The sequence below is a fragment of the Streptomyces sp. NPDC028308 genome (assembly GCF_055565855.1).
In genome coordinates this window covers 499,651-515,001 of sequence record NZ_JBVHTO010000001.1, presented here as the reverse complement: position 1 = coordinate 515,001, position 15,351 = coordinate 499,651, and the positions used below count along the sequence as shown (strand labels likewise).

The window sequence follows — 15,351 nt, the reverse complement described above, 5'->3', positions numbered from 1 at the left end:
CCCCAACCACGGCCCGTGGGCTCATACGTGTGACTGCATGAGTTTTACACGTAGCTGTTCGTGTTCCAAGTGGCGGGGGGTGCGGGCGGGAGGGGAGAAGCCCTGAAACCCCGTCAGGACGGACAAAAAATCCGTCGCTACGTCACCCCTCCTGCCCTGTCGGCGCCTTGACGAACACGCACGCCCCCCGCGGCGGCGGTGACACCGCCGGGCAGGGGGCGTGCGGCCGGGGCTACGGGCCCCGGCCGGCTCGGTCCTCGGCTCAGTCGTCGTCGGTGGAGGCGGAGGCCGTGACGGTGGACACCGTCTGCTCCGCCGCCGCGGTCTTCTTCGCCGTCGACTTGGCGGCCGTCTTCTTGGCCGTCGCCTTCTTGGCCGTCGTCTTCTTCGCGGCCGTCTTCTTGGCCGCGGTCTTCTTGGTGGTGGCCGCCTTCTTCGCGGTCGCCTTCTTGGCCGTCTTGCGGGCCGTCTTCTTCGCCGGGGCCGACTCCTCCGCCGGCTCCTCCGCCGGTGCCCCGGCCTCGGACGCCTCCGGTGCGGACGCCTCGGGGGCGGCCGACGGGACGACCACGACGGCCGCCTCCTCGGACGCGGTGGGCGCGGTCGCCTTGCGGACGGCACGGCGGCGCGGACGGGCCGGGGCGGCGCTCTCCGCGGGCGCCTCGGCCTGCTCGGCGGCCGGCGGCTGGGCCACCGGCTCGGACACGGGCTCCGGGGCGGCGGCGGGCTGCGGGGCGACCGCGACGGTCACCGCCTCGGCCTCGTCGGCCGCCTTCGGCGAACCGGCCGGGGCCGACACCTTGCGGGTCGCCCGACGGCGCGTACGGCCCTGCGGAGCGGCCTCCTCCGGAGCGGGGACCTCCTGCGCCGGAGCGAGCTCCACCGGGGTCTCCACCGGAGCCTCGGGCACCTCGGGCGCCTCGACGACCGGGTCCTCCATGGCGACGGGCTCCGCCTCGGCGGCGTCCCGGGACTTGGGAGCACGCTCCTCGCCGCGCGAGCGGGGAGCCCTCTCCTCGCCCCGCGGCGCACCCGCCGGAGCCGAGGCCCGCCGGGTCGCCCGGCGCCGCGAACGGCCCCGGGACGCGGCGGCCTCCGCCTCGGCGGCGCTGCTGTACAGCTCCTCGTCCGGCTGGAACTCGGGAGCGGGGAGCGCGGCCGGCGCGGCGGCCTCCGCGGCCACCTCCGCCTCGGTCTCCGTCTCGACGGCCTCGGCGGTCTCCGTGGGCTCCGCGGCCACCGCCTCGTGCTCGTGCTCGTGCGTGTGCTCGGCACCGCCACGGCCGCGCTTCTTGCGCTTGCCGCCGCCACCCGCGGTGGTCGGCTGCTCCATGTGCACGATGACGCCGCGGCCGTTGCAGTGGACGCAGGTCTCCGAGAAGGACTCCAGCAGGCCCTGGCCGACGCGCTTGCGGGTCATCTGGACCAGGCCCAGCGAGGTGACCTCGGCCACCTGGTGCTTCGTACGGTCGCGGCCCAGGCACTCCAGCAGGCGCCGCAGCACCAGGTCGCGGTTGGACTCCAGGACCATGTCGATGAAGTCGATGACGACGATGCCGCCCAGGTCGCGCAGCCGCAGCTGACGCACGATCTCCTCGGCCGCCTCCAGGTTGTTCCTGGTGACGGTCTCCTCCAGGTTGCCGCCCTGGCCGGTGAACTTACCGGTGTTGACGTCGACCACGATCATGGCCTCGGTCTTGTCGATCACCAGCGAACCGCCGCTGGGCAGCCAGACCTTGCGGTCCAGCGCCTTCATCAGCTGCTCGTCGATCCGGTACGTCGCGAAGACGTCGACCTCGGAGGTCCACTTCGACAGCCGGTCGGTCAGGTCGGGGGCCACGTGGGAGACGTATCCGTGGATGGTCTCCCAGGCCTCGTCACCGCTGACGATGACCTTGGTGAAGTCCTCGTTGAAGATGTCGCGGACGACTCGGACGGTCATGTCCGGCTCGCCGTACAGCAGGGTCGGGGCGTTGCCGCTCTTCGCCTTCTTCTGGATGTCCTCCCACTGGCCCTGGAGGCGCTCCACGTCACGGCGCAGCTCGTCCTCGCTCGCGCCCTCGGCGGCGGTGCGCACGATGACGCCCGCGTCCTCGGGGACGATCTTCTTGAGGATGGTCTTCAGGCGCGCGCGCTCGGTGTCGGGCAGCTTGCGGCTGATGCCGGTCATCGAGCCCTCGGGCACGTACACGAGGTAGCGGCCCGGGAGGGAGACCTGGCTGGTGAGCCGGGCGCCCTTGTGGCCGATCGGGTCCTTCGTCACCTGGACGAGTACCGACTGGCCGGACTTCAGCGCGGACTCGATGCGCCGCGGCCCGTTGGCCATGCCCAGCGCCTCGAAGTTGACCTCACCGGCGTACAGGACGGCGTTGCGGCCCTTGCCGATGTCGATGAAGGCGGCCTCCATCGACGGCAGCACGTTCTGGACCTTGCCCAGGTAGACGTTGCCGACGTACGACGTCGACTGCTCCTTGTTGACGTAGTGCTCGACGAGCACGTTGTCCTCGAGGACGCCGATCTGGGTGCGCTCGCCGCTCTGGCGGACGACCATCACGCGCTCGACGGCCTCGCGGCGGGCCAGGAACTCGGCCTCGGTGATGATCGGGACACGCCTGCGGCCCTGCTCGCGGCCCTCGCGGCGGCGCTGCTTCTTGGCCTCCAGGCGGGTCGAGCCCTTGATGGACTGCACCTCGTCGGAGGCGTCACCGGTCCGCTCCTCCCGCTTGGGGCGCGGCTCGCGGACCTTGACGACCGTGCGCTCGGGGTCCGAGTCGCCGGTCTCGGCCTCGGTGCCCGAGTCACCGGCACGACGGCGGCGGCGACGGCGGCGACGGCTGCTGCTGGAGCCGGAACCGCCCTGCTCCTCGCGCTCGTCGGCGTCCTCGGCGTCTTCGGCGTCCTCGGCGGACCGCTCGGCGGTGTCCTCGGTGTCCTGCGCGGCCTGCTCGTCGGCGTACTCGTCGTCACCGGACTCGGTGTCGGAGTCGCTGGCCTCACCGCGGCGACGGCGACGGCCACCACGGCGGCGGCGACGGCGGGAACCGGTCTCCTCGGTGTCGTCGCCCTCGGTGGCGTCCTCGGCGGACTCCTCCTCGTCGACGGCCTCCTCGGGCTCCGGCTCGGGCGCGGCCTGCTCGGCGGCGGGCTCCGGGTCGGCGCCGCGGCGGCGACGGCGGCGGCGCGCGCCGGTCGGCTCCTCGACGGTCTCGACCGTCTCCGTGAGCTCCTCGGCGGGCTCCTGCTCCGGCTCCTCCGCGGCCTCGGCGGCAGCGGCGGCGGCGGCCCGCTCGGGGGTCTGGAACATCGGCTCGGCGAAGACGGGCGCCTGGAAGACGGCCACGGCGGGGCGCGCGGGCCGTCGCGTGGACTCGCCCTCGTCGGTCCTCGGCGCGGGGGCCGAGAAGCCGGCGGCGGCCTTGCGGGTGGCGCGGCGGCGGCCGCGGCGCGGGCCGGCGTCCTCCTCGGCCGGGGCGGACACGGCTTCGGCGGCGGGCTGCTCGGCCTCGGCGGCCTCGGCCACGGGCTCGCTGGTCACGGGCGCCTCCGCACGCTCGTCGGCGGCGGCACCCTCGGGTGCGCCGGCGGGCGTGGTGACGCGCCGGGTGGCGCGACGCCGGGAACGGCGGGGGCCGGCGTCCTCGGCCGGCTCCACCGGCTCGGGGGACTCGGCCGGCTCGGCGGCGGGAGCCTCGTCCGCCGGGGTGACGGTGTCCTCGTCGGGGGCCGGGGCCGTCTCGACCGTACGGACGGGCGCGGTAGCGCGGCGCCGGGTACGGCGGGTGGGGGCGGCCTCCTCGACAGGGGCGGGCGCCTCGGCGGGCGTCTCGGCCTCGGCGTCCGCGGTGTCGGCCTCAGCGGCCGGGGCCGGGGCGCCGGCGGGTGCGGAGGCGCGGCGGGTGGCGCGGCGGCGGGAACGGCGCGGGGCGGTGTCCTCGGCGGACTCGTCGGCCTGCTCGGTCACGGACGGGGCCTCGGCGGCGGGCGCCGGTGCCTCGGACGCGGCGACGGCGGGGACCACGGTCTCCGCCTCGGCGTCGGTCGCGGGGGTGGCGACGGGGGCGGTCGCGCGCCGGGTGGCACGACGCCGGGCGCGGCGCGGGGCGGCGTCCTCGGCGGCAGCGGGTGCCTCGGCGTCGGTGGCGGCGGTCTCGGCCGCCGTCTCGTCCTCGGTCTCCTCGACCTCGGCGGTGTCCGCGCCGGTGTCGGTCACGGTGTCTTCCGTGGCGAGCCCGGCGGACGACGCGGCCGGTATGGCCGGCGCGGTGGTCTCGGCCGCGGCCTCGGAGGCGGCGGACGGCGGGCCCGCGGGACGCGAGGCGGCGCGGCGACGGCGTCGCGGCGGCAGCGTGTCGCTGGGGCTGTTGTTGTCGGCGGAGCCCGTGGTGGGCTCGGCGGGTTCGGTCGGCTCGAGCATGCGGGTGGATCTCCCGTCAGGCTCCCGGGCGCCGCGCCTGGTCCGGATGAATCCGGTGACGTCCGCGGCTCGCGCGATGCGCGGTGCCGCCGTCCGGGGCGCGGGCGCCGCACGGGAGCTCTCTGTGTCCTGTCTCGCCGGTTCCGTACGCCATGTGTGCGTACGGCCTGGCGAAAGTCTTGTGGTCGGTGCGCTGCCCGACCCAGGTGGCTCCCGAGTACCAGGGCGGCGCTACGACATCCGTCCTACGCGGAACCTTCCGGCACCGGCGCCTTCGCGGTGGCAGTGCCGGCGACCCCTGGGCGATCGGCCGGGGCGGCCATGGCTGCCTCGCGGTCGGGCGCGAGCGGGTCGGTCACCGTGCCGGTCTCTTCATCGAACAGCCCCTGCGCCAGCCTGGTCACCGCTGCGGCGACCGGCGGCGCCAGGTCGGCCACGGCGCGGAGACCGGACAGGACGTCGTCGGGTCGAACGGCAGGCGTCACGTGCCGAACAACCAGGCGCAGTATCGCACAGGGCTGGTCCGTCGGCCTATCAGCCTGTGGACCGTGTGCCCCGTCCGCCGGGGCGGACGCCTCGGAGCCGGGGCTGTGGGCCTCCAGTCCGGCGACGGCGCCGCGGGCGTCGAAGGTGCGCATCCCGTTCTTGGTCCTGCGCTGCACCTCGACGGTCTCCGCCGCGTTGAAGGCGTCGACCGCGCGCCGGGCGTCCTCGGGGGTCACGCCGTCGAGGCGCAGCTCCCACACGGACGCGGTGAGCCGGTCGGCGAGTCCCGACGTGCGGGCCTCGACCGCCTCGGTGATGTCGAGCCCGGTGGGCAGCGACTCGTCGAGGAGCTCGCGCAGCTTGTCCGGGTCACGCGCCTCGGTGAGCGCGATCTCCAGGTACTCCGCCTCGCTGCCCGTGCCGGTGGGTGCGGCATTGGCGTACGACACCTTCGGGTGTGGCGTGAACCCCGCCGAGTACGCCATCGGCACCTCGGCACGGCGCAACGCACGCTCGAAGGCGCGCTGGAAGTCACGGTGGCTGGTGAACCGGAGGCGGCCGCGCTTGGTGTAGCGCAGTCGGATGCGCTGCACCGCGGGTGCGGGCGGCGGGCCTTCGGGCTGTCGCTTGCCCAGTGTCGTTCAGTCCTTCGTGAGAGCGGTCGTACTGCTACCTAGAGTACGTGTCTCACCGGCCGCCGGTTCCCGCCGGGCCACCGTCTGCCGCTCGGGCGGCGCTCCGAAGAGCATCCGGCGCACGTCGGCGCGGGCCTGCCGGACGGACTCGCGGGCGGAGGTGAGCGCCTGCCGCGCCGTGCGGCGCGCGACGCGGGCGGCCTCGGCGGCGGGGCGCAGGACCGTGTCGCGGACCGCGTGGCCCACGGGGGTGAGCACGCTCCGGTACGCCCAGCGCACCGGCTCCACGAAGATCCACCGGAACAGCTGGGCGAGGAAGCGCCCGACGGTGAGCGAGATCCGGCCGGCGACGCGCCAGGCGTGGCCGAGCGCCTCGGCGATCTCCCTGCCGACGACGACCAGAGCACGGCCGACGGGTGCGAGGACCCACCGCCACAGGGCGAGGGCGGGCAGCACGAACAGGATCCGCAGCGTCCAGTAGAGCGCGGCGCCGATCCCCACGAAGATCATCCGTACGAGCCACACGAGACCTCGCGCCGCCCAGGCGATCCCGTGTCCGACGGGCGTGAGGATCCACTCGTAAAGCCACAGCGCGGGTACGACGACCAGGTAGCGCACGAGCGCGGTGAGGGCGGTCCAGACACCGACGGCGACCGCCGCGAGGACGAGGCCGATCCCCCGCACGAGCCAGGCGACAGCGTGCCCGAGGGGCGTCAGCACCCGCGCGTACAGCCACAGCGCCGGTACGACCGCCAAGTAGCGCACGAGCGCGGTGAGGGCGGTCCAGACACCGACGGCGACCGCCGCGAGGACGAGACCGATCCCCCGCACCAGCCAGGCGGCCCCGTGTCCGACGGGCGTCAGCACCCGCGCGTACAGCAAGGTCACGCCGGCCCACAGACCGCCGAAGAACCACACGAGAACGGCTCCGGCGCCGCGCACCGCCCAGACGGCCGCACGTCCGACGGGCGTCAGCACGGTGCGGTACAGCCATTCGGCGGGCACCACGAGCAGCCGGTACGCGAGCCATCCGAGTCCCCTGCCGACCGGCACCACCAAGTAGCGCCACAGTGCCGACCAGGGCCAGACGAACATCGCCCACGCCAGCCACGCGAGAGCCCGCCCCACCGGACGCAGCACGGTGTCCCGGAGAAACCTGCCGCCGACGACCAGCGCGTCCCAGACCATCCGCACCGGCACCACCAGGACGAGCACCACGATCCGTACCGGGATGCGGATGGCGACGGTCAGGCACCCCTCACCCCGAGACACGTCCCGCTCGGCGGGCCGCCCGACGGCGGACTTCTCCAGATCCATACCGGGATAGACGCCCCGGCAGGCCGTTTGGATGCGGTGACGGCGGCGACGGTCCCGCCGGCCGCCGTCCGGGACCCGCCGAACGCCGAAAGCGGTGTCCCGGGCGGCTGTGGGAGCCGTCCGGGACACCGCTGCCGGTCAAGCGGGCGTCGGGCCCCCGAGGGGGCCGCGCCGGCCGGGGTCAGCGACGGTGGTCGCCGCCGTGGTGGTCGCCACCGCCGTGCTGGTTGCCGCCACCGTGGTGGTTGCCGCCGCCGTGGTGACCGCCGCCGCCCCAGTTACGGCCCCAGGACTCGTCGTCGATGAAGCGTCCGCGGTCGTTGCGCAGGGTGGCCGTGTCGGAGCGGTTGTCCCACACGTAGTCGCGGCGGTCCTGGAAGACGTCGTGGCGGTTGTCCTCGCCGTATCCGGTGTGGACGCGGACGGTGCTGCGGCCGTCCAGGCGGAAGTGGCGGAACCGGTAGGTGTCGCCGTCCCGCGAACGCAGGGTCCAGCCGTCGAGGTTGACGCTGTGCCGCCCGTTGTTGGTGATGTCGACCCACTCCTTGTTCAGGGAGCGGTTGGAGAAGTTGTCGTGGCCCGGCGAGTCGTACTGCACGCCGCTGATGACCACACGGGCACGCTGATGGCCGCTGTCCGCGGTGGCCGGCATGGCTGCCGCGCCGAGGGCGGCGCCCGCCGCGAGAACCGCGGCGGCGATACGGCGAGTGGAGCGAGAAGACATGAACGTCCCCCAACTGTGGGGCCCCGTCGGCCGGCCCTGACCGGCCGAAAGAGGCGATGTGCGTTCCCGGCGAGTGCCGAGGACCCACAGCTTTGCCGCGCCCCGGGCCGGGCGGCAGGTGTCCCGCTTGGTGTTGCCGTATGCGGACATTTCCGTGACCGTCAGATGCAACGTTCAACCAATCAGGCCCACCCGGGGACGCCGACCCCGTGGCACCCACACCCATCCCCGTAGATCACCGTGGAAGCGGTTTCCAGCTCCGCCCACGCCCCTGCCGCGCACCCCGCACGCTCCGCGCCGGTGGCCGGAAATACACGTAACAGTCCGGACCGCCACATTGTCGATCATTCGTTCCAGAAAGCCGGAAAAGTTCGACTCGGGAGCGGGTACGCGGACCTGTGCCGGACAGCGGAACGGCCGGTCACCCGGGCGAACGCGTCGCTCGGATGACCGGCCGTCCCGGCGGTCCCGCTGGTGTCAGTGCACGTGGCCGCTCGACGCGGGCGCCGGCGCCGCGTTCTTGACCGTCAGCGGCAGCAGCTTCTTGCCCGTCGGGCCGATCTGGATCTGCGTGTCCATCTGCGGGCACACGCCGCAGTCGAAGCACGGGGTCCAGCGGCAGTCCTCGACCTCGGTCTCGTCGAGGGCGTCCTGCCAGTCCTCCCAGAGCCAGTCCTTGTCGAGGCCCGAGTCCAGGTGGTCCCAGGGCAGGACCTCCTCGTAGGTGCGCTCACGCGTGGTGTACCAGTCGACGTCCACCCCGAAGGCGGGCAGCGTCTTGTCCGCGCAGGCCATCCAGCGGTCGTATGAGAAGTGCTCGCGCCAGCCGTCGAAGCGGCCGCCGTCCTCGTAGACGGCGCGGATGACGGCGCCGATCCGGCGGTCACCGCGGGACAGCAGGCCCTCGACGATGCCGGGCTTGCCGTCGTGGTAGCGGAAGCCGATGGAGCGGCCGTACTTCTTGTCGCCGCGGATCTTGTCGCGGAGCTTGGTGAGGCGGGCGTCCGTCTCCTCGGCGCTCAGCTGCGGCGCCCACTGGAACGGGGTGTGCGGCTTGGGCACGAAGCCGCCGATCGACACCGTGCACCGGATGTCGTTCTGGCCGGAGACCTTGCGGCCCTCGGCGATGACGTTCATCGCCATGTCCGCGATCTGCAGGACGTCCTCATCGGTCTCGGTGGGCAGACCGCACATGAAGTACAGCTTCACCTGCCGCCAGCCGTTGCCGTACGCCGTGGAGACCGTGCGGATCAGGTCCTCCTCCGAGACCATCTTGTTGATGACCTTGCGCATGCGCTCGGAGCCGCCCTCGGGGGCGAACGTGAGGCCCGACCGGCGGCCGTTGCGGGTCAGCTCGTTGGCCAGGTCGACGTTGAAGGCGTCGACGCGGGTGGAGGGGAGGGACAGGCCGATCTTGTCCTCCTCGTACCGGTCCGCCAGACCCTTGGCGATGTCGCCGATCTCCGAGTGGTCGGCGGAGGAGAGCGAGAGGAGGCCGACCTCCTCGAAGCCCGTCGCCTTGAGGCCCTTCTCGACCATGTCGCCGATGCCGGTGATGGAACGCTCGCGCACCGGGCGGGTGATCATGCCGGCCTGGCAGAAGCGGCAGCCGCGCGTGCAGCCGCGGAAGATCTCCACCGACATCCGCTCGTGGACGGTCTCCGCGAGGGGCACCAGGGGCTGCTTCGGGTAGGGCCACTCGTCGAGGTCCATCACCGTGTGCTTGGAGACGCGCCACGGGACGCCGGACCTGTTCGGCACGACGCGGGCGATGCGGCCGTCCGGCAGGTACTCGACGTCGTAGAAGGCCGGGATGTAGACGTTGCCGGTCTTCGCGAGGCGCAGGAGGACCTCCTCGCGGCCGCCGGGACGGCCCTCAGCCTTCCAGGCGCGGATGATGTCCGTCATGTCGAGCACGGCCTGCTCGCCGTCGCCGATGATCGCCGCGTCGATGAAGTCCGCGATCGGCTCGGGGTTGAAGGCCGCGTGGCCGCCGGCGAGGACGATCGGGTCGTCCAGCGTGCGGTCCCTGGACTCCAGGGGGATCCCCGCGAGGTCCAGGGCGGTCAGCATGTTCGTGTAGCCCAGCTCCGTGGAGAAGGACAGGCCGAACACGTCGAAGGCCTTCACCGGGCGGTGGCTGTCCACGGTGAACTGCGGGACCTCGTGCTCGCGCATCAGCGCCTCGAGGTCCGGCCACACGCTGTAGGTGCGCTCGGCGAGGACGCCCTCGCGCTCGTTCAGCACCTCGTAGAGGATCATGACGCCCTGGTTGGGGAGTCCGACCTCGTAGGCGTCGGGGTACATCAGGGCCCAGCGGACGTCGCAGGCGTCCCAGGGCTTCACCGTGGAGTTGAGCTCTCCGCCGACGTACTGGATCGGCTTCTGCACATGCGGGAGCAGAGCTTCGAGCTGCGGGAAGACCGATTCGGCAGGCATCGCGAACCTTCGTGAGCTGACTGGGGGCACCCCCGGCCGAAAAAAGCTGGGGGAAGGGTGACCATCTAGCCTAACGCGGCCGGGAGGTGCCCCCGCACGCTCAGAACGCCGCCTTGCGCCCGGCCTTCCGCCACGCGCCCCGCAGCGCGTCCTCGTCGGCCGCCGCCCGCCGCTCCTCACGGGCGTAGAGCACGCCGTACGTGAACGAGCTCTCACCGGCGGCCTGCGCCTTCTCGGCGAGGTCTCGCAGGGCTTCGCGGGCCATCACGCTGTCCTGGTGGTCGCCGAGCAGCTTGGTCAGGGACTTCATGGCCTTGGCGGTGGCCTCGGCGGGCTTGCCCAGAGCGGGCACCGCGGCCTCGGCGGCGTACCGCGTGCGCTTGGCCTTCTTGCGGGCCTCGTGCAGCGCGATGTCCCGGTCCCGGCCCGGCGGCAGCGAGACCGCCCGGTCGACCAGTTTCCCGAGTTTGTCGAGGTCCTTGCGGATGGCCTCGGCGAGCACCTTCTTCGGCTTGCCGGCGGCCGCCTTGTGCAGCGGCGGATCGCTGACCAGGGCGTCCAGGGCGCCCAGCAGGTAGAGGTGGCGCCGCCCGTCGAGCGCCTCGGTCAGCCGCTGCCGGGAGCCGGAGTGGCGGGCCCGCGACCAGGTGCGCAGGCGGTTGCGCACGGGTCCGGAGCGCAGCGACCCGGGGAGGTCGTCCAGGGCCGAGGTGAGGCGCTTGGTGATCACCTCCTGGTCGCGGTCCCCGGCCAGCTCCCCCGCGAGCCACTTCAGCTCGGTGCGGACGGGGTCGGTGACCTTGCGGTCCAGGACGTTGTCGAACGAGCGCAGGGTGTTGCGCAGGCGGCGGGTGGCGACGCGCATCTGGTGCACGGCGTCGGGCTGGTCGCGGCGGACGGCGGGGTCCAGCTCGACCAGGGCGTCGCGCTGTTCGCGTACGTAGGCGAGGACGTGGTCGCCCGCGGTCACCGGGGGCCGGGCCGCGGGGCGCCTGCCCGAGGGGCGCCGGACGCCGGCTCCGGTCTCCGTCAGGGCCCGGGCCAGCTTGGAGGGCGAGGCGGAGCGGTGCAGTCCCGCCTTGCGCAGCTTCTTCTCGACCTTGTCGAGGAAGGCGGGGTCGCCGTCGTCGGCGAGTTCCACCTCGATCTCGGTCCACTGGGCCGTGCCCTTGCCGCCGCTGAGCCGCTCGGCGCGCACCCGGTCGACGCTGACCTCGGCCAGCAGGGCTCCGTCGGCGTCCAGCAGGTGGCGGACGTCGCGGGAGGAGCGCAGCCGTACGACGGGGACGAGCGCGGCGTCCCGGACGCGGGAGCGGACGAGCGAGGACAGGGCGGCCGGCACGGAGTCGGCGAGCGGGGCGTGGATCTCGTCACGCACCCCCTCCGCCACCGGCAGTTTCAGGTGCCAGCCCGCGTCGGCGCCTCCGGTGCGGCGGCGCAGGGTGATGGAGGAGGCCGCCAGGAGCTGGTCGGCCGTGTCGTAGTAGGTGGCGTCGAGTTCGTCGACGCCTCTGCCGACGACGCTCCCGACGCCGGGGACGGCCGTCAGGTCCGGCAGGCCCGCACCGCCGCCGGCCGCGGGTCCCTCGTACTTCCGCTCGATCTCGCGCTTCGTGTCCGCCATGAAACGAATCTAGACGCGAATCGGGGCCGGGGGCAGTCCGTCCCCGGCCCCGCTCGGCCACCTGTGTGTTCCTTCCGACGGGTCGCGCCGGAGGTCGTCGGGCGGCGCTAGGCCGACATCGGCCGCTGCACCCGGATCGACTGGAGGAGTCCGACGGCCACCCAGACCGCGAACATCGACGATCCGCCGTATGAGACGAACGGCAGGGGCAGACCGGCGACCGGCATGATGCCGAGGGTCATGCCGACGTTCTCGAACGACTGGAACGCGAACCAGGCGATGATGCCGGCGGCGACGATCGTGCCGTACAGCTCCGTCGTCTCGCGGGCGATGCGGCAGGCGCGCCACAGGACGACGCCGAGCAGCAGCAGTATCAGTCCGGCGCCGACGAAGCCGAGCTCCTCGCCCGCGACCGTGAAGACGAAGTCCGTCTGCTGTTCGGGGACGAACTGGCCGGTGGTCTGCGAGCCGTGGCCGAGGCCGGTGCCGAAGAGGCCGCCGGAACCGATGGCGATGCGCGCCTGGTTGGTGTTGTAGCCGACGCCCGCCGGGTCGAGCTCGGGGTTGGCGAAGGCCGCGAAGCGGTTGATCTGGTACTCGTCGAGGATGTGCAGCTGCCAGACGGCGAGGGCGCCGAGGGCGCCGGTGCCGATGAGGCCGAAGACCCAGCGGTTGGAGGCTCCGGAGGCGAGCAGCACGCCGAGCACGATGATGACCATGACCATGACCGAGCCGAGGTCCGGCATCAGCAGGACGATCAGTATCGGCACGGCGGCCAGGCCGAGCGACTGCAGCACCGTGCGGTGGTCGGGGTAGGGCTTGTCGCCCGCGTCGACCCGGGCCGCGAGCAGCATCGCCATGCCCAGGATGATCGTGATCTTCACGAACTCGGAGGGCTGGAGCGAGAAGCCGCCGCCGAGGACGATCCAGGCGTGGGCGCCGTTGACCGTCGCGCCGAGCGGGGTCAGCACGAGCAGGATCAGGAACACCGAGATGCCGTAGAGGATCGGCACCGCGGTGCGCAGGGTGCGGTGGCCGAGCCAGACGGTGCCGATCATCAGCGCGAAGCCGATGCCGGTGTTCATCAGATGGCGGATCAGGAAGTAGTACGGGTCGCCCTGGTTGATCTCGGTGCGGTTGCGGGTCGCCGAGTAGACGAGGGCCGTGCCGATCAGCGAGAGCGCGATGGCGGACAGGAGTATCGGCCAGTCGAGCCGGCGGGCCAGCGAGTCGCGGGCGAACAGCCGCGTCCAGCCGGCGCGCTCGGGCCCGTAGCCGGACACGGAGAAGCCGTTCGTGCCGGTCATGTGAGCCTTCCCTGGTCGGTGCGCGCGCCGGTCATGCGAGGGTCCTCTGCCGCTTGCGCGGGCGGGTGGAGCGCCTGCGGGTGTCGCGGTTGGTCGGGTCGGGCGGGGCGGTGGTGCCGGCGGGCTGGTCCGGGTCCGTGCCGGCGGGCTGGTCCTCCTCGCTCGCCTGCTGGTCCTTGACCGGGTCCGGGGAGACCTTCGGGGCGTCGATCGAGCCGTCCGGCTGGATCTTCGGCAGGGTCTTCTGCGGGGTGGGCAGCAGCGCCCGCTTCTTGTCGATCGCGCCGTCCTCGGAGACGCCGTACAGCGCGTTGTAGACCTTGCGCACGGCGGGGCCGGAGGCGCCGGAGCCCGTACCACCCTGGGAGATGGTCATGACGACCGTGTAGTCCTTGGTGTACGTGGCGAACCACGAGGTCGTCTGCTTGCCGTAGACCTCGGCCGTACCCGTCTTGGCGTGCATCGGGATCTCGTCCTGCGGCCAGCCGCCGAATCGCCAGGCGGCCGTACCGCGGGTCGCGACTCCCGCGAGGGCACCGTCTATCTCGTCGCGCGTCTTCCGCGTCATCGGCAGCTTGCCGTGCGAGGAGGGCTTGATCTCCTGCACGTCCTTGCCGTCGGCGCTCACGATGGCCTTGCCGACCGTCGGGTCGTACAGGGTGCCGCCGTTGGAGATGGCGCCGTAGATCGTGGCCATCTGGATCGGGGTCACGAGCGTGTCGCCCTGGCCGATGGAGTAGTTGACCGCGTCACCGGCGCGCATCTTGTTGCCTTCGAGGCAGTTCTCGTACGCGATCTTCTGGACGTAGTCGCCGTCCTTCTTGCCGGTCTTGCACCAGGCGTCCTTGTTGGCCTTCCAGTAGTTCTGCTTCCACTGGCGGTCGGGGACGCGGCCGGTGACCTCGTTGGGGAGGTCGATGCCGGTCTCCTTGCCGAGGCCGAACTGGTGGGCGGTCTTGTAGAACCAGTCGTTGGGGTGCTTCTTCGGCTTGTTGCCACCGTCCTTCTGCCACTCCTGGTGCGAGAGCCGGTAGAAGACGGTGTCGCAGGAGACCTCCAGGGCCCGGCCGAGGCTGATCGAGCCGTATCCCTTGGACTCGAAGTTCTTGAAGACCTGGCCGCCGAGGTTGTACGAGCTGGAGCACTCGTAGTTGCCGTCGAAGGGGTAGCCGGCGTTCACGGCGGCGGTGGTCGGGATCACCTTGAAGATGGAGCCGGGCGCCGCCTGGCCCTGGATGGCGCGGTTGAGCAGCGGGTAGTTGGACTTCTTGCCGGTCAGGCGCGCGTAGTCCTTGCCGGAGATGCCGCCGACCCAGGCGTTCGGGTCGTAGCTCGGGTTGGACGCCATGGCGACGACCCGGCCCGTCCTGGCCTCCATGACGACGATCGCGCCGGCGTCCGCCTTGTAGTTCTCGCCGGTGTTCTTGTCGAACTCGGTACGGGCGGTCTTCATCGCCTCGTTGAGCTCGTACTCGGCGATGCGCTGCACCCGGGAGTCGATGCTGGTGACGACGTTCGCGCCGGGCTGGGCCGCGTCGCTCTCCGCCTTGCCGATGACACGGCCGAGGTTGTCGACCTCGTAGCGGGTGACGCCCGCCTTGCCGCGCAGCTGCTTGTCGTACTGGCGCTCCAGACCGGAGCGGCCGACCTGGTCGCTGCGCAGATACGGCGAGTCGGTGTCCTTGGCCTTCGTGATCTCCTCGTCGGTGACCGGGGAGAGATAGCCGAGCACCTGCGCGGTGTTGGCCTTGCCCGGGGCGGCGTAGCGGCGGACGGCCTCCGGCTCGGCGGTGATGCCGGGGAAGTCCTCGGAGCGCTCACGGATCTGCAGGGCCTGCTTGGGCGTGGCCTCGTCGGTGATGGGGATCGGCTGGTACGGCGAGCCGTTCCAGCACGGCTGGGGCGTCTTGGCGTCGCACAGCCGGACCTTCTCGATGACGTCCTTGGGCTTCATGCCCAGCACGTCGGCGAGCTTGGTGAGGACGCCCTTGCCGTCGTCCTTCATCTTCAGCAGGTCGGTGCGCGAGGCGGAGACGACCAGCCGGGTCTCGTTGTCGGCGATCGGGACCCCGCGGGCGTCCAGGATCGAGCCGCGCACGGCGGGCTGCACGACCTGCTGGACGTGGTTGCCGGAAGCCTCCTTGGCGTACTCGTCGCCGTTGCGGATCTGGAGGTACCAGAGCCGTCCGCCGAGGGTCCCGAGGAGGGAGAGCACGAGGATCTGGATGACGACGAGCCGGATCTGGACCCGTGGGGTCCGGCCGGTCTCGGGGATGTTGGTCACTGCGGCTGCCTCCCCCTCTCAGTGTGTGGACGAGTGGTACGTGTACACGGCCCGCCTGTGCGCGTGGACGGCGCGGCCGGCGGGCTGCCCCGCCCGTGCGGGCGTGCGCTCCCCTTGCTGA

The 15,351-nt window shown here is 72.4% G+C and carries 8 protein-coding genes; all 8 read right to left on the bottom strand.

Annotated elements, in window-relative coordinates:
- Positions 1–262: 262 nt before the first annotated feature.
- The 8 genes from ACZ4VA_RS02135 to mrdA all read right to left on the bottom strand — a co-directional run bounded on the left by ACZ4VA_RS02135 (position 263) and on the right by mrdA (position 15,230).
- Positions 263–4,414 carry an Rne/Rng family ribonuclease gene (locus ACZ4VA_RS02135; RefSeq protein ID WP_468079311.1) on the bottom strand — a complete coding sequence of 1,384 codons (4,152 nt, stop codon included), beginning with the start codon at positions 4,412–4,414 and terminating at the stop codon, positions 263–265.
- Between the two features lie 245 nt (positions 4,415–4,659).
- Complete coding sequence (locus ACZ4VA_RS02130; protein ID WP_356168865.1) at positions 4,660–5,493, bottom strand: TIGR03936 family radical SAM-associated protein; 834 nt, start codon at positions 5,491–5,493, stop codon at positions 4,660–4,662.
- Positions 5,494–5,541: 48 nt separating this feature from the next.
- Positions 5,542–6,852 carry a hypothetical protein gene (locus ACZ4VA_RS02125; protein ID WP_468079309.1) on the bottom strand — a complete coding sequence of 437 codons (1,311 nt, stop codon included), beginning with the start codon at positions 6,850–6,852 and terminating at the stop codon, positions 5,542–5,544.
- Between the two features lie 181 nt (positions 6,853–7,033).
- The gene (locus ACZ4VA_RS02120; protein ID WP_468079307.1) at positions 7,034–7,576 is read right to left on the bottom strand and encodes a lamin tail domain-containing protein; all 543 of its coding nucleotides are present in this window, start codon (positions 7,574–7,576) and stop codon (positions 7,034–7,036) included.
- A 477-nt stretch (positions 7,577–8,053) separates the two neighbouring features.
- Positions 8,054–10,015, bottom strand: coding sequence for a TIGR03960 family B12-binding radical SAM protein (locus tag ACZ4VA_RS02115; RefSeq protein ID WP_468079305.1), 1,962 nt, complete (start codon positions 10,013–10,015; stop codon positions 8,054–8,056).
- A 100-nt stretch (positions 10,016–10,115) separates the two neighbouring features.
- Positions 10,116–11,639, bottom strand: a complete 1,524-nt coding sequence (locus ACZ4VA_RS02110) for a CYTH and CHAD domain-containing protein (RefSeq protein ID WP_468079303.1) — start codon at positions 11,637–11,639, stop codon at positions 10,116–10,118.
- Positions 11,640–11,746: 107 nt separating this feature from the next.
- Positions 11,747–12,946 (bottom strand): rod shape-determining protein RodA, encoded by a 1,200-nt coding sequence (gene rodA / locus ACZ4VA_RS02105; RefSeq protein WP_356237697.1) that lies wholly within the window; start codon positions 12,944–12,946, stop codon positions 11,747–11,749.
- A 31-nt stretch (positions 12,947–12,977) separates the two neighbouring features.
- On the bottom strand, positions 12,978–15,230 hold the full coding sequence (gene mrdA / locus ACZ4VA_RS02100; RefSeq protein WP_355781956.1) for a penicillin-binding protein 2: 2,253 nt from the start codon (positions 15,228–15,230) through the stop codon (positions 12,978–12,980).
- Positions 15,231–15,351 lie beyond the last annotated feature (121 nt).

Bases quoted from the DNA above. Each gene is read 5' to 3' on its own strand.
- ACZ4VA_RS02135 (WP_468079311.1), bottom strand. From the start codon at position 4,414: ATGCTCGAGCCGACCGAACCCGCCGAGCCCACCACGGGCTCCGCCGAC.
- ACZ4VA_RS02125 (WP_468079309.1), bottom strand. From the start codon at position 6,852: ATGGATCTGGAGAAGTCCGCCGTCGGGCGGCCCGCCGAGCGGGACGTG.
- ACZ4VA_RS02120 (WP_468079307.1), bottom strand. From the start codon at position 7,576: ATGTCTTCTCGCTCCACTCGCCGTATCGCCGCCGCGGTTCTCGCGGCG.
- ACZ4VA_RS02115 (WP_468079305.1), bottom strand. From the start codon at position 10,015: ATGCCTGCCGAATCGGTCTTCCCGCAGCTCGAAGCTCTGCTCCCGCAT.
- ACZ4VA_RS02110 (WP_468079303.1), bottom strand. From the start codon at position 11,639: ATGGCGGACACGAAGCGCGAGATCGAGCGGAAGTACGAGGGACCCGCG.
- rodA (WP_356237697.1), bottom strand. From the start codon at position 12,946: ATGACCGGCACGAACGGCTTCTCCGTGTCCGGCTACGGGCCCGAGCGC.